The sequence below is a fragment of the Sphingobacterium sp. 1.A.5 genome (assembly GCF_002734235.1).
GTDB classification, from domain to species: Bacteria; Bacteroidota; Bacteroidia; order Sphingobacteriales; family Sphingobacteriaceae; genus Sphingobacterium; species Sphingobacterium daejeonense.
In genome coordinates, this window is the sequence record NZ_PEBA01000017.1 from 22226 (window position 1) to 45907 (window position 23682).

Here is a 23682-nt window from a genome sequence, read left to right on the forward strand (position 1 = left end):
GTCAAATTACCCCAATAATATAATTATTAATGTATGTAAAAGATTATGAATTATTGGGTAAAAATGAGTTGATTATGTTCTCCTAGGTATCAATAACGAGGTTTTAAATTAAGATGAATTATACCAATTCAATTTATTTTCTACTTAATTATGCTTACATTTAGCATAAAACACATTTACATGCTCACTGAAATCAACAGATCAGATCAACTCAATAAACTTCGTGAATCTATTATTTGGGACATGGTTGTCATCGGAGGTGGCGCTACGGGTCTAGGAACTGCAGTTGATGCTGCAAGCCGGGGCATTAAAGTCCTATTAATAGAAAAATATGATTTTGCCAAAGGAACCTCCAGCAAGAGTACCAAATTGGTGCACGGTGGGGTCCGGTATTTAGCCAATGGCGACATCAAACTAGTGATGGGTGCCTTGCGTGAAAGAGGATTGATATTTAAAAATGCTCCACACGTTTCTTCAGTCCAATCCTTTATTATTCCGGTTTATACCCTATTCGATAAGATAAAATATTTGGTCGGGCTTAAAATGTACGACTGGCTAGCAGGAAGCCTACGGATAGGTAATTCTCAATCTTTATCAAAAGCTGAAGTAATCGAAAAACTCCCGCACATCAATCCTAAAGGATTAAAAGGTGGGATATTATATTATGACGGTCAATTCGACGATGCAAGGCTAGCTGTTAACCTTGGACAGACGGCGGTCGAATATGGAGCAACCGTATTGAATTATATGGAAGCTATAGGTTTTCATAAAAATGAAGCAGGAAAAGTCAACGGCATTAGCATAAGAGATACTGAAACTCAAGAGACCTATGAAATTAAAGCTAAGACTGTTATCAATGCAACAGGTGTCTTTGTTGATGATATTTTGAAATTAGACTCTCCTACTCATAAAAATCTAGTTAGACCTAGCCAGGGTTCTCATATAGTGATTGACCAGAAATTCTTGGATGGAATAGATGCATTGATGATTCCTGAAACCAGCGATGGGCGAGTGTTGTTTGGTGTTCCTTGGCATGGGAAAGTTTTATTGGGAACGACTGATATTCCTATCAATGAGCATATGATTGAACCTCGTCCAATGGAGGATGAAATCGAATTTATTCTAAAGACAGCTGACAGTTACTTAAATCCTGCTCCTAAGCGTGAGGACATCTTGGCTATTTATGCAGGATTGAGGCCATTAGCTGCTCCAAAAGACAATGATGAGAGCACCAAAGAAATTTCCAGGGACCATAAGCTTATTCATAGTGAATCTGATTTGATTACGATTACCGGTGGCAAGTGGACTACCTATCGAAAAATGGCTGAGGATACCGTAAATATGGCCATAAGAATCGGTGGGTTGAAGGATGTTCCTTGTAAGACAAAAACATTGGCTATTCACGGATCAACTCCAGATGTATACCATGCACATTGGAATTTATATGGAAAAGATTACCAAGCAATTCAGCAATTGATTCAAGAGGATGAGTCTTTAAGAGAATTGCTAGTGGAAGGATATGAATATAATGCTGCAGAAGTTGTATGGGCATGTCGTTACGAAATGGTTAGAAAGGTAGAGGACTTTCTGGCTAGGCGTTGTCGAATTTTGCTTTTAGATGCCAAAGCATCGATGGCTGCAGCTCCTAAAGTTGCGCAAATAATGGCAAAAGAGCTCGGTAAAACAGATGAATGGGCTCAGAATGAAGTTAACCAATACATTGAATTAGCAAAACGCTACACTTTGTAATTCAATAAATTATAAAACTATATAGAATGAAGGAATATATTATTGCATTAGATCAGGGTACGACAAGTTCAAGAGCAATCTTGTTTAATAAAAAAGGTGACATCGTTAATATTGCGCAGAAGGAATTTCAACAAATCTATCCTAAATCTGGCTGGGTTGAACATGATCCCCAGGAGATTTGGTCTAGCCAATTAGCAGTTTTCACTGAGGTATTAGCGAAGTCAAAAACAAAGCTTGAATCCATTAAAGGTATCGGAATTACCAACCAAAGGGAAACTACTGTAGTGTGGAATCGAAGAACTGGTGAACCAATCTATAATGCAATTGTATGGCAAGATCGTCGAACTGCTGATTACTGTGCAAAACTGATCAAGGATGGTCATTTGGAAAAAGTGCAGCAAAAAACAGGCTTGTTGATAGACTCTTACTTTTCTGCCACAAAGATCAAGTGGATCTTGGATAATGTAAAAGGTTCAAGAAAATTGGCTGAACGAGGAGAATTAGCTTTTGGTACCATTGACTCGTGGTTAATCTGGAACTTAACGAATGGCGAAAAACATGTTACCGATGTAACCAATGCGTCAAGAACCATGCTTTACAATATCAATGACCTGAAATGGGACAAAGATCTGTTGGAATTATTTGATATTCCAGAATCTATGTTGCCAGAGGTTAAGAGTAGCTCGGAGGTTTATGGGGAAACCTCTACAGAATTGGGCAGCCGAAGAATCCCAATTGCGGGAATTGCTGGCGATCAGCAAGCAGCACTGTTTGGACAAATGTGTACCAAAAAGGGCATGGCTAAAAACACATATGGTACTGGATGTTTCTTATTGATGAACATTGGAAATAAACCTGTTAAATCTGAAAACAAACTAGTTACCACAATCGGATGGCAGATTGGCAAAGAGGTGGTTTATGCACTTGAAGGCAGTATTTTCATAGGAGGTGCAGTGGTACAATGGTTACGCGATGAATTGAAAATCATTAAGAAATCTAGCGAAGTAGAAGCTTTGGCAACTAGTGTAGACACTACTGATGGTGTTTATTTGGTCCCTGCTTTTGCGGGCTTGGGAGCGCCGCATTGGGACCCAAATGCTAGAGGTACGCTGTTTGGTATTTCCAGAGGAACGACAGATGCACACATTGCAAGAGCAGCACTGGAGAGCATTGCTTATCAGACCCATGATATTTTAAAAGCTATGGAAGCTGATTCGAAAACAAAAATCAAGGAATTACGTGTTGATGGAGGAGCGACAGAAAATCAATTCCTGTTGCAATTTCAAGCAGATATTTTGAAATCCACAGTTGTAAGGCCTAAGGTTACTGAAACAACAGCAATGGGTGCAGCATTTCTTGCAGGATTGGCCGTTGGATTTTGGAAAGACTTAAATGAACTACAAGCCATCTGGCAAGAAGATAAACAAATAGCACCTAACAAAACATTAAAACTGAGTAAAAACCTTGAGGAGTGGAATCGAGCAGTAAAAGCTGTTATCTACTGGGCAAATAACAAATAACCTATTTAAAACATAAACCTAATATGACGCCATTTATAGCAGAACTTGTCGGCACTGCAGTTATGATCCTTCTGGGAGGAGGAGTAGTTGCCAATGTTGTACTTAATAAAACTAAAGGAAATGATTCCGGATGGATTGTAATATCAACAGCTTGGGCTTTAGCCGTATTTGTGGGAGTTAATATTGCGGCACCTTACAGTGGTGCCCACTTGAACTGTGCAGTTACTATTGCAAACCTTGCTTTAGGAAAAATGGACTTGGCTACTTCCCTATCTTATATCTCAGCTCAATTCCTGGGTGCGATGATTGGGGCCACAGTAGTTTGGTTGGTTTACAAGAACCATTTTGATGCTACAGAAGATCCAGGGGCAAAACGCGCAGTTTTTTGTACTGAACCTGCCATCAGAGATCTTCCTATAAACTTGATTTCTGAGGTCGTGGGAACATTTGTACTGATCTTTACCATCCTACATTTTACAGATGCAAAGCTTCCTGATGAAGGTATCGTTGGATTGGGATCGATTGGCGCTATACCCGTTGCATTTCTAGTTTGGGCAATTGGCTTATCTCTTGGTGGAACTACAGGCTATGCGATTAACCCTGCCAGAGATTTGGGACCGCGAATCATGCATTCAATTCTTCCAATTAAAAATAAAGCAGGATTTGACGCCGGCTATGCTTGGGTCCCTGTTCTTGGTCCAATTATTGGGGCTTTATTAGCCGTAGGACTGAATTTGTTAATACATTAAAAAATATGAAAAAGGGATTTTTTAAATTACTCAATAAGATTAATCAGAAAATACTACCTAAATACAGTAAGGAAGACCCTTCAAAACTAAGTAAGCTACAACAGGCCGTTGTAGCTTACCGATATTTTGTCTTAAAGAATTCTCTGGATTAGGCTTGAGTCTTTTCAGGCTCGCCTGATTCTGGAGTTTCATCAATGATCTTAACAATGTTTGAAGGGAAAACAACATTTTTTCCAGACAATACATACTTCATTTCCTCACCTATTTCATTTTTTGTTGCCCAAAACACTTCTCTGTTAGCCCATGCACGAACAACTAAGGTGATTCCAGCTTCTTTTAAATCGCTCACAATAACTTCTTTTTTAGGAGTATCCAAAATCCTCTGATCAGCATTCAAAATGGCTAATATTGCTTCCCTTGCCTGTTTAATATTGGTATCATAAGAAATGGTAAAAGAAAATTGCATACGTCTTGAGGTGATTTTGGAAAAGTTCTTGATTACAGAGTTTGCCAAGGTACCGTTAGGACTAAATACACGGATTCCATCATCGTCAATGATTGTAGTGTACAATAGGTCAATTCTTTCAACAGAACCAGAGGAACCATTCGCGCTAGAGATATAGTCGCCTACCTCAAAAGGTCTGAAAACTAAAATCAGTACACCTCCTGCAAAGTTTGACAAACTCCCTTGCAAAGCCATACCAACAGCCAAACCGAATGCTGATAATGCCGCAATAAATGATGTTGTTTGGATACCCATTGTATTTGCCACTGTCAAAATCAACAGTGCGTACATTGCAAATTTCAAAAGGCTCTTCACAAATGAACGGATGGAAATATCTACATCCCTTTTAATAAACCTCCGGTCAACAAATTTCAGGACATATTTGATTACAAACCTGCCAATAATCAATATTGCAAATCCTACTGCAATACTCGGGATCTTTAATAAAACAAGATCAAATAACTTTTCTAAACTGGTTTCAATGTTTGCAAAGCTCATTAGTCGATGTGATTAAAATTAGCGCAAATTTAAAAAAATACTTATCTAAACAACGAAAGGACTATTATTTTAAATAACTTTAACAAATGGATTACTGCTATTTCGACAACAATGCCACGACAAAAATAGACGAAAAGGTCTTAGAAACCATGTTGCCATATCTCAAAGAACATTATGGCAATGCTTCCAGTATCCAACATAAACTTGGAAGGCAATCTAGCCATGCCATTGAAAAGGCGCGAATCCAGGTTGCTGAATCATTAAATGCAAATCCAAAGGAGATTTTTTTCACATCAGGTTCCACTGAAGCTATAAACACAGTTATAAAAGGAGTTAGCAAAACTTATAAATCAAAAGGTAATCATATCATAACATCTTCTTCAGAGCATAAAGCAGTGATCAATGCTTGTGAATCTGTTGAAAAGGAAGGCATGACTACAACTTACTTACCTGTCAATAAGTTTGGATTAATAGATTTGGAAGAGTTGAAGAATGAAATCAATGACAAAACTGTCCTGGTAAGCATTATGGCTGCTAACAATGAAACTGGTGTGATCCAGCCAATAGATGAGATAGCTAAAATCTGTCAGGAGAAGGACGTTTTATTCTTCAGCGATGCTACCCAATGGTATGGAAAACTTCCATTGGACGTTCAAAAAATCCCTATTGATATATTATGTGTGAGTGCACATAAAGTCCATGGCCCAAAGGGTGTTGGAGCCTTGTACATTCGCCGTAAATCCAAGCCTATTCAGATACCAGCACTTATAGTAGGTGGTAAACAAGAAGGCGGATTTAGAGGTGGAACCTATGCTGTTCATCAAATTGCAGGATTGGGTGAAGCTGCTGCCCAAATTGAATTTGACCAAACCCTAGAAGATCTAAGAAATTATTTTGAAAAAATACTTCTGGAAACTATTGAAGAAGTAGAAATCAAAACCCAATCTGCCAACAGATTACCAAATACAAGTAACATACATTTCAAACATGTAAAAGGTTCCGAATTAATGACCAAATTGCCTAATATTGCGATTTCCTCTGGATCTGCATGTGTGTCTGGTGATAGGGACCCCTCCCACGTATTAAAAGCCATGGGATATTCAGATGATGAGGCTTTCTGTAGCTTACGGTTCAGCTTCAGCAAATACAATAGCAAAGCAGAAATAGATGATGCTATCGGCCAAATTAAATCTGCAGTAGATCAAATCAGAAAGAATTCTCCAATCTGGGAGATGTATAAGGAAGGATTAATATGACAGAAGTCAGATGATTAAGTTCATTTATGAATTTAGTTTTATGTAATTTTGTAAATAATTAAAGAAGGAAATCATGGTTACCATAACAGATAAAGCAAAACAACGTATAGATTCGATAATGAAGGATGAGAATTACGATGACACTTATTTCGTGCGCGTAGCTGTTGAAAGTGGAGGTTGTTCAGGTCTTTCTTATAAATTGAATTTTGACAACGAAGAGAAAAAAGGCGATCAGTTTTTTGAAGATAAAGGCGTTAAGATCTGTTTAGATATCAAGTCATACCTTTATTTGGCAGGTACTGAATTAGATTATTCTGACGGATTAAATGGTAAAGGTTTTGAATTTCATAATCCGAATGCTTCAAGAACTTGTGCTTGTGGAGAAAGTTTCTCCGTTTAAGAGATATACAACAGAAAAAAATAGGCAATCTATCTAGGTTGCCTATTTTTTTGTTCCCAAGCGATAATCAATCGGCTTACCATGCCATATCTTGCCATTCCTTCGGCTTGATTATTATGCTTCAAATATTGGTTGTAGAACAATCCGGACGCATCTGCTAGCCAACCAGTATATCTCTTCCAGTATTCTTGGTCAGTTTTTATATCCATTATTACTTTAGGAGAAAGTTTCGCTTTATAGGTTTCAAATGCTATACTATCCACCAAATACAAAGTCCTCAAAAGGTAGGTGGTGCTTTCATAATATGCTGAATATTGAAACCAAGGGTCCTCATTTTCCTTTAATTTCACGAAAGCAATAAAATTACATTCATCCTCAAAGCCTATTCCCATTTGGTGGGACAACTCGTGTGCTACAGTAAAAGGATAGCTTGTTAATGGCATTTGTCCATTGACATGTGCTTCATTGCTGAAAGGATTAAAATAACCCGATACTCCAAAATAGGATGCCATGGAGCCTATTATTGGTGTCTTAATCTTTACTTGGGTTTTTGAAAGCATCTGAAAGAGGCTGTCGGATTTCATCAATTTCTCAATCCTGTCGTCTGCCTCACTCCTATTTTTGTCTGTAAAAATCAAACCTTCCCTAAGCGTATTTGCTTTTTGTATATGTTCATCTAAAACAGCCAGATGGTCCTCCAGCAAGATAGTATCTACTTTAAGTTCCATCTGCTTGCTGATAGGAATACGAAAATAATTCATTGCCCAAGCCGCATAGAAGAAAATATACACAGTCAACAAGAAACCTATAAAACGTAATACTTGAATTCCAGATTCTCTAAACTGCTTTTTAAAAAGTAAAATGAATGACTTTATCAGGATATACCCCAGACCAACAAAAATAACAGCATACAATATGTCACCTATGCTAAATGGTAACCATCCAAAAAGTAGTTTTGGTAGGTAAGCGTAGATTGGGTAGAATCCCCTACTATAAAGGTGCTCTACCCATTGTGAGTTCGATTGGAAAACCTGAAGCCCAATAATTAGCAATATACATATGCCAATCCATTTGAAATACCAATTTTTAGACTTCTTGGCCATATTATTCTTCGTTCTCGAAATATAACTTGTAATAGTTCATTCCTTTATCCTCATCATATCCTTTCTCCAAAAGCTCACGTTTCCCATGTACATAGATATGGAAATTTTTATCAAGCTTTAACACTGACTTATAGCTACTTGCCATTTTTTTCACTGCCGGAGCAGCGATATCAAAATTAGATTGGAATGGAGTTTCAAATTCATCTTCAAAATTACTTTTATAATCTTTGAACAATGAAATAGCATCAGGGTTACCAATTACCTCTTCATTAAATTCATTTTCATCAAAGGTCTCTTTAGTTTTGAAATAATTCATTGACCTATTCATCAGGTCAATTTTGTCGGCTTTATCCATTTCAAAAACTTCATCGATCTTTTCAGCAACAAAGTTTTTATATACCTTCATCAGGTTTCCAGTTTGTTGGAAATTGTCGTTTCGAGTCTTAAGCTTCAAGAAATCATCCTTCCAATAAACTGCTTCTGAACCATTTGTTTGGTCTACACATAGCACTTTGTAGCCTTCCTCCTCTTCGACGTTCACAATCACAACGCCTTTATCCAGCTTATTGATATTGATCGCTTTCTCCTCGTAGTTTACACCTAATCCTGATGCTTCGGTATATACTTTTAAGTAAGCTTCTTTGTTTTCAGATTTAAAAATCCCAATGGCTTTATGTTCTTCCCCTTCCAATTGAACATTATCCAAAGCCACTACATAGAGTTCACCAGATTTGATTTTCGGATGTTCGGTAACCTCATATAAAAACTTAGCAATGGATTTAGAGAATTCCAAGAACGGTAACTCCCCTTTAAAATACTGCCTAGAGAAGTAAAAAACTTCATTTAATTCAAGAGTATCATTGGGATGATAAAATCTATATACTTCATTTGCCTTTGCAAAAGGCTTCATAAAGTATTGCATCAGCAAATCTGCCAAGGTTTCATCAGATCTCACGTCAACTTCTTCTTCAGATAATGTAAAATACTCGTCTTGGCTTTTGTTTCCTACATGATGGATAATCAAATTCAGGAAACTAGCATCTTGGTGAAAAAACATATATTTTTTATAAATCGTAAATGTCTATTGCTGTTCTGTAAGTGTTCACATGCGCATTAACTATATCCTTTATATGGTAAGAATATCCGCCACCCATACTTACTTCTACAGGTACTTTATATTTTTTGCAATTTTGGAAAACTATTTAGTCTCTTAAACGACAACCTTCAAGGGTCATATTGAATTTTCCAAGTTTATCGGTCCCCAGGACATCAACGCCAGATTGAAAATACACAAATTCAGGCTCAACTCTATCAAATAACGTTGGAAGGGTATCATTTAAGATATTCAAATACTCCTCATCTTCGCTACCATCATGCAGGGCAATATCGAAATGAGATTTTTCCTTTTTAAATGGGAAATTCTTCTCGCCATGAATAGAAAAGGTGATGATCTGGTCATGATCTTCAAAGATATGGGCAGTTCCGTTTCCTTGGTGCACATCAAGGTCAATAATCAATATTTTGTTTGCTATTTTTTCATGAAGTAGATATGCAGCAGCAACCGCTTGGTCATTAAGCAGACAAAAACCTTCTCCAAAGTCTTTACCAGCATGATGTGTACCACCAGCGGTATTAAATGATACTCCGGTCTTTATTGCTTCTAAGGATGCTTTGATGCTACCATCAATCAAATACAGCTCACGGTTTACCAGGGATTCTGACATAGGAAATCCTATCCTCCTGATCATTTTAGGGTCTAACCGAAGGTTTAAGAGATCATCCGTATACTGTTTATCATGAGCTAAATAGACAATTTGTCGATCGACCAATTCAGGCTCGAAAAAATTGTCAATCTTCACCAATCCCTCATATAATAATTGTTCTGGAATCAGCTCATATTTCATCATTGGAAAACGATGCCCCTCGGGCAAAGGATGGATATAAGCAGTATGATGGGCGATTTTCAGCAATTCTTAAAATTTGTAACGAAGATATGGAATCCAAAATCAAATCGGAATCCTTGTCTAAAAATCTTCTCAGCTCTTGACAATCTCATTGCATTGAGTTAACTTTAATATGAGTCCTAATGATCTAGAACCTATACGATTACAAGGACGTAACCAATATAAACGAAATAAAGGAGGCAACATGTTCAACAAAAAAAACAATACCTCTAAAGAAGATTCACAGAATCAAGGGAAACAGCACCCATTTATCAGAAAAATCAAAGACAAATTAATTGCTGACAAGTCTCAGGATTATATGAAACTTATCATGGAGGATTTGAAATCCAAAAACTATGTTTTCAGCAACAATTAATACATTTTAAAAACGAAATATCCTTATTGCTGTTATTAAGGTAGTTATACCTAGATATTTTAGCATTATGGTAATTGACATTGATTTCCTTTTAGGCGCAGAAATTGTAAAAACAGAAGAAGATTCCAAAACACAAACTCTTCTGGTAACTCTATTGTTGGATGGAGAATCTGATCAGCATGAATTTGAAAAGATTATGCGGTTTGATCAGGTAACCCATTATTCACGCTCAGAAATCGCTCATGAAGGATACCCCGTCATCCTGGAAATTTCTGAAACTGTGCCAGAAATTGAAAAGACCTTTGACAATGACCATTCTCGAAAAAGATTTAAAATCGACACTACCTCAGGAATAATAATTCTAGAATTCGAAAGCTGTGAATTCGTGGATTAATTTTTGTAAAAAATATCATTAGTTTAGTAAAAATATCTACAAAATGCTAATTGATATTCATACCCACAAACATGCAGAACCGGACCAAGGTACATTGGCTATCCCCAATGTAATTGTTTCTAAAGACTCCGTTTACAGAACTCCTTGTAGCGCCGGAATTCATCCTTGGTATATCGATTCGGATTTTGATCTACAGTTTGAAACACTCAGACAATACCAATCAAAGGATGGAGTTATTGCCGTTGGAGAATGTGGATTAGACAAGATGACTTCTACTCCTTGGGAAAAACAAGTATATGCATTTGAAAAGCAAATTGAGTTGGCCAACCAGGTCAATAAGCCATTGATAATACATTGTGTAAGAGCATATTCTGAGGTATTCACATCCTTAACTGCCAAACAAAACAAAGTTCCTATACTAATCCATGGTTTTGCCAAAAACTGGGAGTTAGCCAAAACACTTCTAAAACATGGTTACTACTTTTCCTTAGGACCTAATATTTTAAAAGGTGCTATGACAGAAGTTATTCAAAACATTCCTTTAGACCGTCTTTTCTTAGAAACTGACGATAAGGATACAAAAATCTCTGAAATTTATGCTTATTTTTGCCGCGCCAGAAAATTGCCTTTGGAGCAACTGGAGCAGCAGATCATGCTGAATTTCAAGAAGGTTTTTAATTATACAATATAGGAATGATGGATATATCATGGCTCTCACGCACCGAAGCTCTTGTCGGTAGAGAAGCACTGGAAAAATTAGCAAACTCGCACGTGATGGTTCTGGGTTTAGGAGGTGTTGGATCCTTCGCAGCTGAGTTTATTGCAAGGTCAGGAGTTGGTAAAATGACAATTATTGATGGTGACACCGTTGATCCAAGCAATAGGAACAGACAGTTACCAGCATTGGCCACCAACCATGGCGAACCAAAGGCACAGATTATGAAAGAGCGTCTTTTGGCAATAAACCCTGAACTTGAGCTAAATGTTATCCAAGAATTTATTCTTCCACAAACTATCCCTGGCTTACTTGAATTGAAACCTGACTATTGTGTGGAAGCTATTGATAGTATCACCCCTAAATTGTTTTTTATTCGATTAGCACTTGATGCTAAAATTCCATTTGTAAGTTCAATGGGAGCTGGAGGTAAAGTTGACCCTACTAAAATCAAGGTAGGTGACATCGGAAAAACATTTAACTGTAAATTGGCTCAACATATCCGTAAGAAACTTAAAAAACATGGAATCAAAAAAGGAGTAAAAGTCGTATTCTCAACTGAACTACCTGACAAAGATTCTTTGCTATATACTGATGGCAGTAACTTTAAGAAATCGGCTTATGGAACCATGTCATATCTTCCAGCAGCATTTGGTGGAACATTGGCTTCAGTGGTAATCAGAGATTTGATGGAATAATTAGGTCTGAAGCAGCATTAACCAACGCCTTAATCTACAGGTCCCAAATTAGTATAAACAGTCTCATAAACAATGACTGATTGAACCTCACTGGTTTTTCTTTTTAGTTCAGCAATTTGTGCGTTGGTAAGTTCAACAAATTCAACACTTACCAGCCACTTTCCATTAATATTTTGACCCTCAAAATTAGGAGGAGCTTCTCTACTAAATGTTTCTATTTTCCACTTATAAACCGTTGGATCAGAGAGATCTAATTCATCTTTTGAACAAGAAATCAAGAGCATGAACATTGTAAATAAAACTGCGAGCTTTTTCATCCTTTAGGTGTTTAAAATTAGTTCAATAAAATACCCTAATTTAATTAATTGGCGGTGCTGTTAACAAACTTTCACTTAAATAAAAATACAAATAAAATTTATTTAAATAAAACCGCAAATTCAAAGCAAAAAAAAGTTCCATCTGATTAACAAATGGAACTTTTTAAAGTTAAGCTCTTTTTTAAATTTTATTGAAAGAGTTCCCTACTACTACCTTCACCATTTCATCCATACCTAAATATTTCTGTGCAATATCCTGCACCTGATCTGCAGTTATGCCCCTCACCACATTGCTGTAATATGTATAGTAATCTAAATTCAGGCCTGAATAGTATACCGATTTGAATTTATCAACGTGAGAAAAAATGGACTCTAAACTGCCCAGCATAGAACCTAACATATAGTTTCTTACTAATTCCAATTCTTCTTCGTTCACCTTTTCATCTTGCAATCTTTTTGACTCCAATCCTATTTGCTTAAGCGTATCTTCAGTATATTCTGAGCCTACATCCGTGGCAATAGAAATAAAACCAGCATGATTTAGGTTTGCAACCATAGAACCGATGCTATAGGTATAGCCTTTATCTTCACGAATATTACTCATTAACCTCGATCCGAAGAATCCGCCAAACAAAGTATTCACAAATTGCAGCGCTGGATAATCAGCATGTGCTCTCTGGATTCCGATTTTCCCTAGTCTGATTGAGGACTGCAATGCTCCCTTCTTTTCAATCTGTAGGATTTCTGGCGAATGGTCCAACTTTTGAACAAAAGGTAGTTTCTCTATTTGCACATCTCCAGTCCATTGCTCTTCAAAATAGTTCCTAAAACTCTTCAAAACCTCAGTGGTGATGTTACCAGACAGAAACAAAGTTGCATTCTTAGGCTGGATTTGTTGCTTGTATAAACGAATTAAATCTGCCCTATCCAAATCCTGTAAGAGCTGTTCAGTAACCGCGTTACCATACCGAGTATCACCAAATAATTGTTTATAGAATCTTCTGCGAGCTACAAAATCTGTCTTCTCCATAGAGATCTGTAAACTCTGCTTATTATTCCTGATATAAGTATCAAGTTCCTGTTGAGGAAATATGGAATTGTTTAGTATGTCGTTGACTATAGGTAATACCGCGTCTATATGCTTTCCTAAAGTGTATAAGGTAAGTGCATTTTGATCAAAACTAAATTCCGGTACCAGATATGCACCATAAAAATCAATATTCTCAGCTATCTGTGCACTATTGATTGTCGAAGTACCTTCCTTCAGCATTGAACTCAAAGCAGTATTGCGTACAGGGTTTTCAGCACCCTCAAATATATTGTTGAAAACAAATTCCGCTTTGATCAATTCTTGTTCGGGGGCTTTGAAAACAAAAACTTTCAATCCATTGGAAAAATTGATTTCTTCAGGCTTTTCAAGACTGATGTTACCTATCCCATTAATCGATGGGGCGTCTAATCTATTCAGCATGAGCTGCCTCCTTTTTTCTTGCATTATACAACAACGTAGATGAATTTTCTTTTCTAAAAGTCGCCTGAGAAACTTTGATGATATCCTCTGCAGTAATTCTCAAATATTTATCTACTTCCTGATTATATAATTCTGCATTCCCCAACAATTCATAATAAGATAAATTCATTGCTTTGTCCAATATAGACAACTCTGCAAATACCAATGTAGATTCTATCTTATTCTTTACCTTTGTGAGTTCTTCTATCGATACGGGTTCATTTTTCAGTTTATCCAATTCTTCCCATATTGCTTTTTCAGCATCCTGCAGACTTATTTCCTCAATAGGCTTACCTTCAACAACCACTAAATTGCTGTCTAAACTTCCTAAGACATAAGCATTGATTTCACTGAATAATTTCTTGTCTTTCACCAATCTTCTATATAGTCTTGAAGAAGTACCTCTGGCGAGGATATCAGTTATCAGATCTATAACTTGATAGTTTGGATCTAAGCGGTCTACGGAATGAAATGCAATATAAATACTGCTTACTGGAACATCAGCAGTAACTTCCTCAACCCTAGCTTCAAATTGAGCAGGTTCTTCAGGAAGATTGCGAAGATTTGGTTCTCCAACTGGAATGTCCGCAAACCATTTCTCAGAAAGTCTTTTTATTTCATCAAGTTTTACATTTCCAGTAACAGCAACAATAGCATTATTGGGAGTATAGAATTTTTTAAAGAAGGCTTTTACATCCTCCATTTTTGCATCTTCAATATGTTTGATCTCTTTCCCAATAGTTGCCCATTTATAGGGATGAACTTTGTAAGCAAGATCTCTCAACTTCAACCAAACATCTCCATAAGGTTGATTAAGATACCGTTGTTTAAACTCTTCTATCACCACATTTCGTTGAACTTCTAAGCCCTGCTCATTAAATGCAAGACCCATCATTCGGTCAGACTCTAACCAAAATGCAGTTTCAATATTATTTGCTGGTAATGTGATATAATAATTAGTGATATCGTTGGATGTAAAAGCATTGTTTTCGCCCCCAACCCTTTGCAAAGGCTGATCATAGTTCGGAATATTGACCGAACCACTGAACATCAAATGCTCAAAAAGATGCGCAAAGCCTGTTTTGTCCTCCTGCTCATCTCTAGCACCAACATTATATAGGATATTCATACAAGCCATCGGACTATGTGGATCCTCATGGACAAGTACTTTCAACCCGTTTTTAAGAGTGAATCTCTCGAATTTTATCATTGATTATATTACTTTATACCCAGTTTATACCTTTTTTCAATAATGACAAGGTTCTCTCTTCCTTAGAATCAGCTTCTGTCTGAAAATTATAAAACCAATTTGCCTGCTCTGGTAGGCTCATCAGGATAGACTCAATTCTTCCGTTGGTTTCCAATCCGAATTTCGTTCCTGCATCATATACCAAATTAAACTCGACATAACGTCCACGACGCAGTAATTGCCAGTTCTTTTCAGCTTCAGTAAATTGTTTATTTCTGCTCCTATTCACCAACTCACTATATACCTTTGGAAATAAATGCCCTAAATCGCAAGAAAAATCAAAGATTTCCTGATCCGAAACACCTGCTTTTTCAGGAGTTAACTTATCATAGAAAATACCTCCGATACCACGTGTTTCATCTCTATGCTTGATGAAGAAATAATTGTCTGCCCATTCCTTGAATTTTGGATAAAATGCTTCAGAATATTGATCGCAAACTTTTTTTAATTCACCATGGAAATATCGAGCATCATCTTCATCTACATAGTGCGGAGTTAGATCTATTCCTCCACCGAACCAACGAATATTCTCATTTAATTCAAAATATCTGATATTCATGTGGATAATAGGAACCCACGGATTGTTCGGATGGATTACAATAGAAACTCCTGTTGCGAAGAACTCATCCTCATCAACACCAAAAGCCTTTTTTATCTGCTCTGGAAGTTTGCCATGGACAGCAGAAAAGTTAACTCCACCCTTTTCAAGAATATTACCATGTTGGATAACTCGAGTACGACCGCCACCGCCTCCATCACGTTCCCACAATTCTTCCTCAAAACGAGCCTTACCATCTAATGCCTCCAAGGCTTGGGTGATCTCGTCCTGAATTTCTTTATATTTTTCGGCAATCTCTTCTTTACTAATCATTACGTTAATTTATCTGCTAAGTTTTTGACAGCCACAGTAGCTATTTGATTTTTATATAAAATATTGTAAACAGTATTACAGATTGGCATTTCTAATTGATGATCAAGAATTATATCCTGGATACAATCAGATGCAAAGTAACCTTCGGCAACCATATTCATTTCCAATTGGGCAGATTTCACGCTGTAGCCTTTGCCTATCATATTTCCAAATGTACGGTTCCTACTAAACTGAGAATAAGCAGTTACCAATAAATCACCTAAATATGCAGATTGATTGATTTCTCTAGGTTGAGGATCTATGGCATTCACAAAATATTCCATTTCGCGAATTGCATTCGAAATTAAAACTGCCTGAAAATTATCACCATATCCTAGGCCATGGCAGATGCCACAAGCCAAAGCGTAAATATTTTTCAATACTGCTCCATATTCTACTCCAAGAATATCATTGGAAACTACTGTTTTTATATAATGGGTTTGGAAATATTGAGCTACGATCGCTGCATTAGCAGTATTCTTGGAAGCAAATGTCAAATAAGAAAGTTTCTCCAAAGAAACCTCCTCAGCATGACAAGGGCCGCCAACAACAACAATATCCTCAAAGGGAACTTCAAACTTAGTGTTTAAGAATTCACCAACAATTAATTTAATTGATGGAACAATGCCTTTGATAGCAGAAACTAAAAGTTTGTTTTTAAAATCAGACGGTTGTAAATCCTTTAACGCGTCTTCTAGATATGCAGCCGGAGTATTTAAAATAATAATATCTGAATTCTTAATCACCTCCTTTGGATCATGGTACAAACTAATATGGTCCAATTTGACTTCCACAGCACTTAGATACGATGGGTTGTGGTGATACTGTTCAATGTAATCAATATCTTCTTGCTTGCGAACCCACCAATTTACATGTTTACTTTGCTGATTGTCAGTCAACATTTTGATCATCGCTGTTGCCCAACTTCCGCTACCTATCACTCCAATATTTGCCAATGCTCTCCTCCTTTGTTTGATTAATCTTCAAAGATACCAATAAAAAGGCTGTTAGAACGGTATTTATGCGTGAAAATTAATCCTTTTGATTAAATAGAAATAAAAAAGTGATGAATTTTTCTAAAAAACAATATATCCAACAATTTTTAAAAGACACTATTGGTTTATTTTTTTAACCTGTAATTATAAAATCTTTACTAAAATTGATAATTTTGTTTAGCTGCAAGCTGACTTATCATAAATAAATGCGTAATTTACTTAAACAAACCTCATTAGATTATTTTATATATTATCTAGAATCTAATAAACTGGAGATAAAATCAGAAAAGATAAAAGATGGATATGGTAATCCAATTCTTAAATCTCGAATTTTAAACACAATGTGCCTCAAGGAAAAATCAAAATCGGCATTATATCACATTGGGGAGGTTTAGTTTCAGATTCATTTCATATCGAGAACCAATATTTAGATTTAAACTCCAACAATTACTATTTCAACGGCTTGGAAATTATTAATAATCAAGAATCATTTATTCATAGATTGAGCTTTATAGATTTTGAGGAAGATGATGGTATATTACCTTTGAAACTAACCAGACTAAACTCTTCAATAGAGATTTTAATCAAAGATAAAATACCAAATAATATTGGTTATATTCTTTTTGGAGGCAATCTCCCTTCCAAAATATATCCATATAAAACTACTTATTCTTTTGATTACAGCTGCCCTAAATTTCTTAGGTTCAAAGCATTAAGCTTCACAAAGAAATCTGGCAATATTTTGAAATCTGTGATCTATGCGGACAACAATATAAGTCAAGATTTTGAAATTCGAGCCTATGATTTCAACCATAAATTAATCGCATCTAAAATCGTTAGCAATGTAAATTTTAAAGAAAATCACATAACTCGATTATCGATTAACCTATTTGACCAGCAAAAAGAAGTCGGAATTAAAATTCAATTTCCTGGAGATTATTCAAAAAACATAATTACAAAAGATTATTAGAACCACAGTCTTTGGAATAATTTTTAGGTTTATTATCAGTGTTAAATCAATTATTATTTTACAGACACATAAATATCAACGGAAGGATTTTCTGATTGGCATTGTTCTGCAGAATACACTTCAAAATCTGCCAAATAACTTCTATTCAAATCAGATGCCCATATTTTTGTCCAAGCATCATAAATAGCATCGCCAGAGAAGTTACCTTCCAACTTAATCTTCTCATATTTTGAAGTTGGAATAATTTTAGAAATCATCCCTTCTGGAACTTCATCTATAGAACTCACCTTACAACCTAAAATAGTAACATAGGGATGCTGAAAATCTCCTTCATAATCAGTATAAATGCAATACACGGCATCATCCATCCTATTTGGGATCTTTTCATCTAATCTTTCTCCAGCAAATTTTTCCCATAAAGCTGGAATATCCTTCGCGGCACTGCCATCGGTATTACAAGTTTTTACTGAAATACCAATTACATTAAATGATTCAATGAATTCTTTCATCTGGTTGAATTATTATTTTAAGCAAAGAAAAAAAGTTTTTTGACAGCCTATTGTCAACATGAATTTATCGACCCATCCGATCTTCAATCCACTTTAATATTTCTTTGTAAACTTCTTCTTTAATGTCCTCATTCAATATTTCATGCCTAAGTTTTGGGTATAAGTGATATTTTATATCCTTGTTCCCATGTTTTATCAACTCTTCTGCCGATGTTATTACTCCTTTTCCAAAATCTCCAATTGGATCATCTTCGCCACTTATCAATAAAAAAGGCAACTTATTAGGAACTTTCTTATACCACCCACTCCCACTACCCCACAGCATCAATTGTGCCGCTCCATAAAATGCATTATCCGTGAAATCAATCCCACTCAATTCATCAGAAAGGTAAGAGTCGCGATTCTCCTTGCTCAAACTTAACCAATTCAGGTTTTCGTGATTTGCCTCATCTTTGAATTTTCTATTATTAATCTCACCAAATTTATCATTCATAAACCTAGATCTTGTTTTAGGAACAACCTTATTCAGCAATCCCAAAAACATTGTTCCCAAAGCACTCCCTTTCATAGCATGTCCAGTACCGATCAATACTACACCATGGAATTGTTCCCCTATCCGCTGAACAACATTTCTTGTAACAAAGGATCCCAAAGAATGACCAATAATAAAATGTGGTAATTCAGGATGCTTTCCATTCAAAAATTCTGACATCACAATACCTGTGTGAATCATCAATTCGCCTGGTTGATTCGCATGGAAAAAACCAAGATCGTCCTTTTCCTTTGCAGTTTTTCCATGCCCTGGATGATCGTAGGTCAGAACCGCAAAGCCAGAATTAGAAAGAAAATCAGCAAACTCATGATATCTACCACTATGCTCCTGCATTCCATGAAGAATAATAATAGTGCCTCTTAGGTAATCAGAATCTGGTAAATATAAATTGTAGAAAATATCTAATGATGTATTATCAAATTTTACTTGATGAAAGCTTGAATTCTTGATTGCCATAAACTAAATATTGTTGTTAAGTCCAAATTCAATAATTTTATTAATTATCGGAAGTAATTTCTTCCCCATTTCTGTTAATGTATATTCCACACGTGGAGGAATTTCAGGGTAAGATTTCTTGTTAACAATGCCCTTTTCCGTTAAAAACTTCAACTGGCTGATCAACATTTTCTCACTGATTCCAACAACACTTCTTTTAAGTTCTCCGTATCTTATGGTACGCTCATTTATTTGATATATGATAAGCATGGTCCACTTCCCTCCAATCACTTCCAGAGATTTTCTTAATGGGCAGTTTTCATCCGAAATATTTATTTCCATTTTAATAACCTGAATATCAATATTTATTTACTTTATGTAAGTACCATACTTTTAGGTAGGTACTTGACAATAGTATAGTAAAGATAGACATTTGTATTAAACAATTGATAATTAAAAAAATAAGATATGTCAAAAAACGTAAAGATTGTTCAGGATTATTTTAATGCTGTAGCTATTGGAGATTTTGAAACCGTAGGAAATCTATTTGCAGATGATGCGGTCTGGCATCAACCAGGTAAGGGAGTTCAATCTGGAACCTACAACGGAAAGATGGAATTATTTGGTCATCTGGGAAATTTCGGAAAATGGAGCGACGGAACCTTTGCTATGGATGAAATAAAATTTATTTCAGAAAATCAGGATTTGGTAGCTGTATCCGTACATTTCAAAGCTGAAAAAGACGGAAAGTCATTATCCATGAATGGAATAGACCTACTTAGGATTGAAGATGATAAAATCAAAGAAGTTTGGTTGTTTTCTGAAAGAATTGATGAAGAAGATGAATTCTGGAACTTTGCCTCCAAATAATTAAAATCACACTGGCATATTGTGTTAGATTGAACAATATGCCAGTTCTGTTTGTTGCTTTGAAAAACAAACATCATGAAATCTTCAATGATATGGGCAAACTTCAGCGTTAAAAACGCCGACCGCTCGAGGGAATTTTACAATAAACTAGGTCTTACGCCAAATGGACCAAATAATGACCCTAACTTAGCTAGTTTCAAATTTGGAAAGGACAATTTTGTAATCCACTTTTTCCAAGAAGAATTAATTAAAGAATATCTCCCGGCTTGGGAAAATGCCAGTAATGAGATAATGTTCACCCTTTCAGCAGAGACACAAAATGAGGTAGAGGAATGGTATAAAAAAGTCGTTGATGCTGGAGGAATAATTATTAAAGAACTTATTAGAGACAAAGAAGGTTATTTTGGATTTGTGTTCTCAGACCCTGATGGACATAGATTTAATGTGCTTTTGATGGATAATATGTAGGGTTTTGACATTTAAGTTAGCTCTTTAACTTTAGTTTACTGAGCTTGTCTAAATATTTATTTCCCAATGGCGAAACTTCATAACCTATATGGTGACTCATCGTCAATCCCAAATTTTTCAGTTTTCGGATATTAAGCTTCAACCAATCCTTTTCAAATCCTGTCAATTTTGAAATACCAATAGCGTGTAAATTAGGATTGTCTTTTATGGTTAAAAGCACTTTATTTGTCCAATGCCCTTGCTTACTGTAGTTATCCAATCTTTCTAATTTCTTTTTCAAGTCCATAAAATGCTGATCAGAAAGTTCCGTTTGCTCTCTTAGTTTAATCCGTGGGTCCGGAGAATGATAACGAACGGAAATTTGAAATATAGTCCCAGAGCTATTTTTTCCAAATGATTTTAATAAATGTTCTTTATCAGTAAATCCCGATTGTTGCGCGTCACTTTCGGTTATATCAACTTCGTTTACAACTTGAATATCGCCAATTTCAACCAAACCAATTGAAGTATGTAAAAGGCTTCCGCTATTTACGGAAACCTTTTGCCACTTACGAAATGCCAACGTGATTTCTCCTGACTTTATACCTTGCAGATGTATTTCCTTAAATAACATAGTTATAACTCTTTAAATTACATTTTCAAGTCTAACTGCTTTCTGTCAAACAATTCTATTTATTTACAACGTTTAAAGTTTTGAAAATTTACAGAAACTCTTCCACCTATTCGAGTAATGGCTAACATAAATTATTTTTTGAAATTAAGCTCCCAATGCAAATAAAGCAATCTTATTTCCCTCACTATCCAGAACCTGCGCGATAAAACCTGATTTTATCTGCATTGGATCCATCACGATTTTACCATTGTTTTCTTTAACTCTTTCAAGAGCATGACTCAATTTTTCACCGGCATTAAAATACAGGATAGCAGACTTGTTGGGTTCACCACTTTGATTTTCCACCAAGGCACCTGAAACATTGTTTCCATCAAAAGGAAAGGTTAATGTTTTAAATCCATCAAATTCCATTTCTGTCAATGAAATTTTCAATACACTTTCATAGAATTTTTTAGCTCTGCTAAAATTGTTTACTGGCAGTTCAAACCAATTAATTACGTTGATCATCTTCTTTATTTTTTAGTGATACAACAAAATTAATTTGATAGGCAATCTTTAAATTGGATAAAACCGACAGTATCTAAACTTTCCATTCCGGAAAATTTTCTACCTGTTCATTCGTCTGTTGAAGGAATTGTCGAGGGCTCACTCCTGTAAATGTTTTAAAATCCCTTATAAAGTGTGACTGATCGTAATATTCATTTTGGTATGCTAAATCCGTAAGGTTGTGGAAGTTTTTTTGACGTAGTGCCTGTAATCCCGATTGAAAACGGACAATCCTAGAAAATGACTTTGGGGAAATACCTACAAATTGTATGAACAACCTTTCCAAAGAACGTTCAGATAATTTCATCTCAATTTGAATGTCCTTTAATCGTTTCCCATTTTGCAAAAGTGTTGTTGCAAAATCAACGTTCTTGGATGTATATTTTATTTGCTGAATACGTTCAAGAAAAAACTTGGAAATAATCTCAATTTTTTCATTAATTGAGCCTGCATTAACAAGTTGCTCTAGAATTGGCTCTTTAGTAAGGTAATCAATTGAAATGTGCTGGTTGGTTAATTCAAATGCTTCGATATTAAAAATGGATTTTAGCGTAGTTGGTTGTAGGTAAACACCAATATTTCTAAAATTTCCTACAGAATTCTGTTCGCTATGGTGAGTGGTTTGCCCATATAAAAACATTTGAGGTAAAATCTGATTTTCCTTATCAAGAAAGAGATTGGCCTCCTCCTGAAAAATCAATCCTGTTAATCCGTCAGGGATAATTTTATAAGTTTTATAAGCATAATCTTCCAATACCCAAAAATATCGGATGTATTCCTGTAAGGCCTTAATTGGAATAATTTTTTGATAAAACATTTACATTTTTTTATTCCATCAATGTAATTATTTTGACTGAAAAATAAAACCATTCTGACTCTTAAGATAGATATTGAAGTTTAATATTGAGTAGAAATTCGGATGATCGTAGCGCTATTGCTTTTACTAAAACTAATTGAGCAAAACCCCAGAAACAACAAAACCCGACTGACGTCGGGCTTTGAATTATTTGGCGGAGAGTGAGGGATTCGAACCCCCGAACCTGTGACAGTTAACGGTTTTCAAGACCGCCGCATTCGACCACTCTGCCAACTCTCCGCGACAAAAGTACAAATTCTGACTTGATCTCCAAATAAAAAGTGAAAATAAAACCAATTGAAAACCCCTCCTATGCCCAATGAAGCTGATTTTTAACACATTAAACCTCAAAAAAATTTTATCCAAAAGATCTTTTTGAATTCCACAAGCTGTTAATAAGCTGCAAACCGCACCACCCTGAAAAATATGTGTTTGAAAGGCAATCAGTTAATGATTATTGTACCAAAAAAACATATTTTATTTTGCATTTATCAACCAAATACCTACTTTTGCTTCACAAAATAAGCGCCAATAGCTCAGCTGGATAGAGCAACGGTTTTCTAAACCGTAGGTCTTAGGTTCGAACCCTAATTGGCGTACATAAAACCCGCACTAATTATTTAAGGCGGGTTTTTTTATTTCCGCATCGGCAAACCTAAAGAAAAAAGGATCTATTTTTGGATCAAGCTGAATTCTTGGGGGGAGTGTTAAAAATTTCTTAGTTTAGCGTCCTTAATACAAATATCCCTTGCAAGAAGCCGAACGTAAATTACTATCCTTATTGATGCCGGAAGGGCTTTTGGAATACTTCCAGATTTTAGAAGTCGATCAGGTCGACAATCAACTCCATATTTATTTAGATGAACTTAATATTGCTCCGACAGGCTATGAGAACAGCAAGTTGGAGTCAAAGGGTTTTATGCCTTCTACTGAAATTTCAGACTTTCCCATTCGAGGCCAGAAAGTTACGCTACA

At 35.8% G+C, this 23682-nt stretch carries 27 protein-coding genes, 2 tRNA genes and 1 pseudogene; 14 read left to right on the forward strand and 16 right to left on the reverse strand.

What is annotated here, in order from left to right:
- Positions 1-180 precede the first annotated feature (180 nt).
- Genes CRT24_RS09545 through CRT24_RS09555 form a run of 3 tightly spaced genes read left to right on the forward strand, consistent with a single transcriptional unit; the run spans position 181 to position 4018 of the window.
- Positions 181-1749, forward strand: a complete 1569-nt coding sequence (locus CRT24_RS09545) for a glycerol-3-phosphate dehydrogenase/oxidase (protein ID WP_099371016.1) — start codon at positions 181-183, stop codon at positions 1747-1749.
- A 26-nt stretch (positions 1750-1775) separates the two neighbouring features.
- Positions 1776-3269: a glycerol kinase GlpK gene (gene glpK / locus CRT24_RS09550; protein WP_099371017.1), complete on the forward strand. Its 1494-nt coding sequence runs from the start codon at positions 1776-1778 to the stop codon at positions 3267-3269.
- Positions 3266-4018, forward strand: coding sequence for an MIP/aquaporin family protein (locus CRT24_RS09555; RefSeq protein ID WP_257214011.1), 753 nt, complete (start codon positions 3266-3268; stop codon positions 4016-4018). Before glpK ends, CRT24_RS09555 begins: the two co-directional genes overlap by 4 nt.
- A gap of 148 nt (positions 4019-4166) precedes the next feature.
- Here the strand turns inward: CRT24_RS09555 and CRT24_RS09560 are convergent, their stop codons facing one another.
- Positions 4167-5021 (reverse strand): mechanosensitive ion channel family protein, encoded by an 855-nt coding sequence (locus tag CRT24_RS09560; protein ID WP_099371019.1) that lies wholly within the window; start codon positions 5019-5021, stop codon positions 4167-4169.
- 86 nt (positions 5022-5107) lie between these two features.
- Here CRT24_RS09560 and CRT24_RS09565 point away from each other — a divergent pair, with 86 nt between their 5' ends.
- Together CRT24_RS09565 and CRT24_RS09570 are read left to right on the forward strand one after the other, a co-directional pair.
- Positions 5108-6277, forward strand: a complete 1170-nt coding sequence (locus tag CRT24_RS09565; protein ID WP_099371020.1) for a cysteine desulfurase family protein — start codon at positions 5108-5110, stop codon at positions 6275-6277.
- A 73-nt stretch (positions 6278-6350) separates the two neighbouring features.
- Positions 6351-6677, forward strand: coding sequence for an iron-sulfur cluster assembly accessory protein (locus tag CRT24_RS09570; RefSeq protein WP_099371021.1), 327 nt, complete (start codon positions 6351-6353; stop codon positions 6675-6677).
- Between the two features lie 29 nt (positions 6678-6706).
- On the opposite strand, the gene CRT24_RS09575 is transcribed toward CRT24_RS09570, so the two are convergent.
- The 3 genes from CRT24_RS09575 to CRT24_RS09585 all read right to left on the reverse strand — a co-directional run bounded on the left by CRT24_RS09575 (position 6707) and on the right by CRT24_RS09585 (position 9750).
- The gene (locus tag CRT24_RS09575) at positions 6707-7780 is read right to left on the reverse strand and encodes a DUF3810 domain-containing protein (RefSeq protein ID WP_099371022.1); all 1074 of its coding nucleotides are present in this window, start codon (positions 7778-7780) and stop codon (positions 6707-6709) included.
- A 1-nt stretch (position 7781) separates the two neighbouring features.
- Positions 7782-8837: a nucleoid-associated protein gene (locus CRT24_RS09580; protein ID WP_099371023.1), complete on the reverse strand. Its 1056-nt coding sequence runs from the start codon at positions 8835-8837 to the stop codon at positions 7782-7784.
- Between the two features lie 145 nt (positions 8838-8982).
- A complete protein-coding gene (locus CRT24_RS09585) occupies positions 8983-9750 on the reverse strand; it encodes a histone deacetylase (RefSeq protein WP_306473160.1) in 768 nt (255 codons plus the stop codon).
- Positions 9751-9928: 178 nt separating this feature from the next.
- Here CRT24_RS09585 and CRT24_RS20880 point away from each other — a divergent pair, with 178 nt between their 5' ends.
- From CRT24_RS20880 to CRT24_RS09605, 4 genes are all read left to right on the forward strand, one after another.
- Positions 9929-10099: a hypothetical protein gene (locus CRT24_RS20880; protein ID WP_180269105.1), complete on the forward strand. Its 171-nt coding sequence runs from the start codon at positions 9929-9931 to the stop codon at positions 10097-10099.
- A 67-nt stretch (positions 10100-10166) separates the two neighbouring features.
- Positions 10167-10493, forward strand: coding sequence for a hypothetical protein (locus CRT24_RS09595; RefSeq protein ID WP_099371025.1), 327 nt, complete (start codon positions 10167-10169; stop codon positions 10491-10493).
- Positions 10494-10536: 43 nt separating this feature from the next.
- Positions 10537-11184: a TatD family hydrolase gene (locus CRT24_RS09600; protein WP_099371026.1), complete on the forward strand. Its 648-nt coding sequence runs from the start codon at positions 10537-10539 to the stop codon at positions 11182-11184.
- Positions 11185-11186: 2 nt separating this feature from the next.
- Positions 11187-11906: a ThiF family adenylyltransferase gene (locus CRT24_RS09605; RefSeq protein WP_099371027.1), complete on the forward strand. Its 720-nt coding sequence runs from the start codon at positions 11187-11189 to the stop codon at positions 11904-11906.
- A 29-nt stretch (positions 11907-11935) separates the two neighbouring features.
- Here the strand turns inward: CRT24_RS09605 and CRT24_RS09610 are convergent, their stop codons facing one another.
- The 5 genes from CRT24_RS09610 to CRT24_RS09630 form a co-directional block, all read right to left on the reverse strand.
- The gene (locus CRT24_RS09610) at positions 11936-12223 is read right to left on the reverse strand and encodes a hypothetical protein (RefSeq protein WP_099371028.1); all 288 of its coding nucleotides are present in this window, start codon (positions 12221-12223) and stop codon (positions 11936-11938) included.
- 181 nt (positions 12224-12404) lie between these two features.
- Positions 12405-13694: a pitrilysin family protein gene (locus CRT24_RS09615; protein ID WP_099371040.1), complete on the reverse strand. Its 1290-nt coding sequence runs from the start codon at positions 13692-13694 to the stop codon at positions 12405-12407.
- The gene (locus CRT24_RS09620) at positions 13684-14943 is read right to left on the reverse strand and encodes a pitrilysin family protein (protein WP_099371029.1); all 1260 of its coding nucleotides are present in this window, start codon (positions 14941-14943) and stop codon (positions 13684-13686) included. The genes CRT24_RS09615 and CRT24_RS09620 overlap by 11 nt, the downstream gene beginning before the upstream one ends.
- Positions 14944-14956: 13 nt before the next feature.
- Positions 14957-15853 carry an oxygen-dependent coproporphyrinogen oxidase gene (hemF, locus tag CRT24_RS09625; RefSeq protein WP_099371030.1) on the reverse strand — a complete coding sequence of 299 codons (897 nt, stop codon included), beginning with the start codon at positions 15851-15853 and terminating at the stop codon, positions 14957-14959.
- Entirely contained in the window at positions 15853-16848 is a 996-nt protein-coding gene (locus CRT24_RS09630) for an NAD(P)H-dependent glycerol-3-phosphate dehydrogenase (RefSeq protein WP_373604703.1), read from the reverse strand. Before CRT24_RS09630 ends, hemF begins: the two co-directional genes overlap by 1 nt.
- Positions 16849-17230: 382 nt before the next feature.
- On the opposite strand from CRT24_RS09630, the gene CRT24_RS09635 reads away from it, so the two are divergent.
- Positions 17231-17857 (forward strand): hypothetical protein, encoded by a 627-nt coding sequence (locus CRT24_RS09635; RefSeq protein ID WP_099371031.1) that lies wholly within the window; start codon positions 17231-17233, stop codon positions 17855-17857.
- 53 nt (positions 17858-17910) lie between these two features.
- On the opposite strand, the gene CRT24_RS09640 is transcribed toward CRT24_RS09635, so the two are convergent.
- From CRT24_RS09640 to CRT24_RS09650, 3 genes are all read right to left on the reverse strand, one after another.
- The gene (locus tag CRT24_RS09640) at positions 17911-18366 is read right to left on the reverse strand and encodes a GyrI-like domain-containing protein (protein ID WP_099371032.1); all 456 of its coding nucleotides are present in this window, start codon (positions 18364-18366) and stop codon (positions 17911-17913) included.
- A 64-nt stretch (positions 18367-18430) separates the two neighbouring features.
- Positions 18431-19375: an alpha/beta fold hydrolase gene (locus CRT24_RS09645; protein WP_099371033.1), complete on the reverse strand. Its 945-nt coding sequence runs from the start codon at positions 19373-19375 to the stop codon at positions 18431-18433.
- A 3-nt stretch (positions 19376-19378) separates the two neighbouring features.
- Positions 19379-19696, reverse strand: a complete 318-nt coding sequence (locus CRT24_RS09650; RefSeq protein ID WP_099371034.1) for a helix-turn-helix domain-containing protein — start codon at positions 19694-19696, stop codon at positions 19379-19381.
- Positions 19697-19822: 126 nt separating this feature from the next.
- Between CRT24_RS09650 and CRT24_RS09655 the strand changes: the two genes are divergently transcribed.
- Both CRT24_RS09655 and CRT24_RS09660 read left to right on the forward strand, forming a co-directional pair.
- A complete protein-coding gene (locus CRT24_RS09655; RefSeq protein WP_099371035.1) occupies positions 19823-20224 on the forward strand; it encodes a nuclear transport factor 2 family protein in 402 nt (133 codons plus the stop codon).
- A gap of 75 nt (positions 20225-20299) precedes the next feature.
- Entirely contained in the window at positions 20300-20692 is a 393-nt protein-coding gene (locus CRT24_RS09660; protein WP_099371036.1) for a VOC family protein, read from the forward strand.
- Between the two features lie 16 nt (positions 20693-20708).
- On the opposite strand, the gene CRT24_RS09665 is transcribed toward CRT24_RS09660, so the two are convergent.
- The 4 genes from CRT24_RS09665 to CRT24_RS09680 form a co-directional block, all read right to left on the reverse strand.
- Positions 20709-21305, reverse strand: a complete 597-nt coding sequence (locus CRT24_RS09665) for a hypothetical protein (RefSeq protein WP_099371037.1) — start codon at positions 21303-21305, stop codon at positions 20709-20711.
- 144 nt (positions 21306-21449) lie between these two features.
- Positions 21450-21812, reverse strand: coding sequence for a VOC family protein (locus CRT24_RS09670; RefSeq protein ID WP_099371038.1), 363 nt, complete (start codon positions 21810-21812; stop codon positions 21450-21452).
- Between the two features lie 73 nt (positions 21813-21885).
- Positions 21886-22668 carry a helix-turn-helix domain-containing protein gene (locus CRT24_RS09675; RefSeq protein WP_099371039.1) on the reverse strand — a complete coding sequence of 261 codons (783 nt, stop codon included), beginning with the start codon at positions 22666-22668 and terminating at the stop codon, positions 21886-21888.
- Between the two features lie 191 nt (positions 22669-22859).
- A tRNA-Ser gene (locus tag CRT24_RS09680) sits at positions 22860-22947 on the reverse strand.
- 285 nt (positions 22948-23232) lie between these two features.
- On the opposite strand from CRT24_RS09680, the gene CRT24_RS09685 reads away from it, so the two are divergent.
- Positions 23233-23306: transfer RNA gene (locus CRT24_RS09685), tRNA-Arg, on the forward strand.
- Between the two features lie 149 nt (positions 23307-23455).
- Positions 23456-23682 (forward strand): annotated as a pseudogene (locus tag CRT24_RS09690) (transposase); the annotation flags it as partial.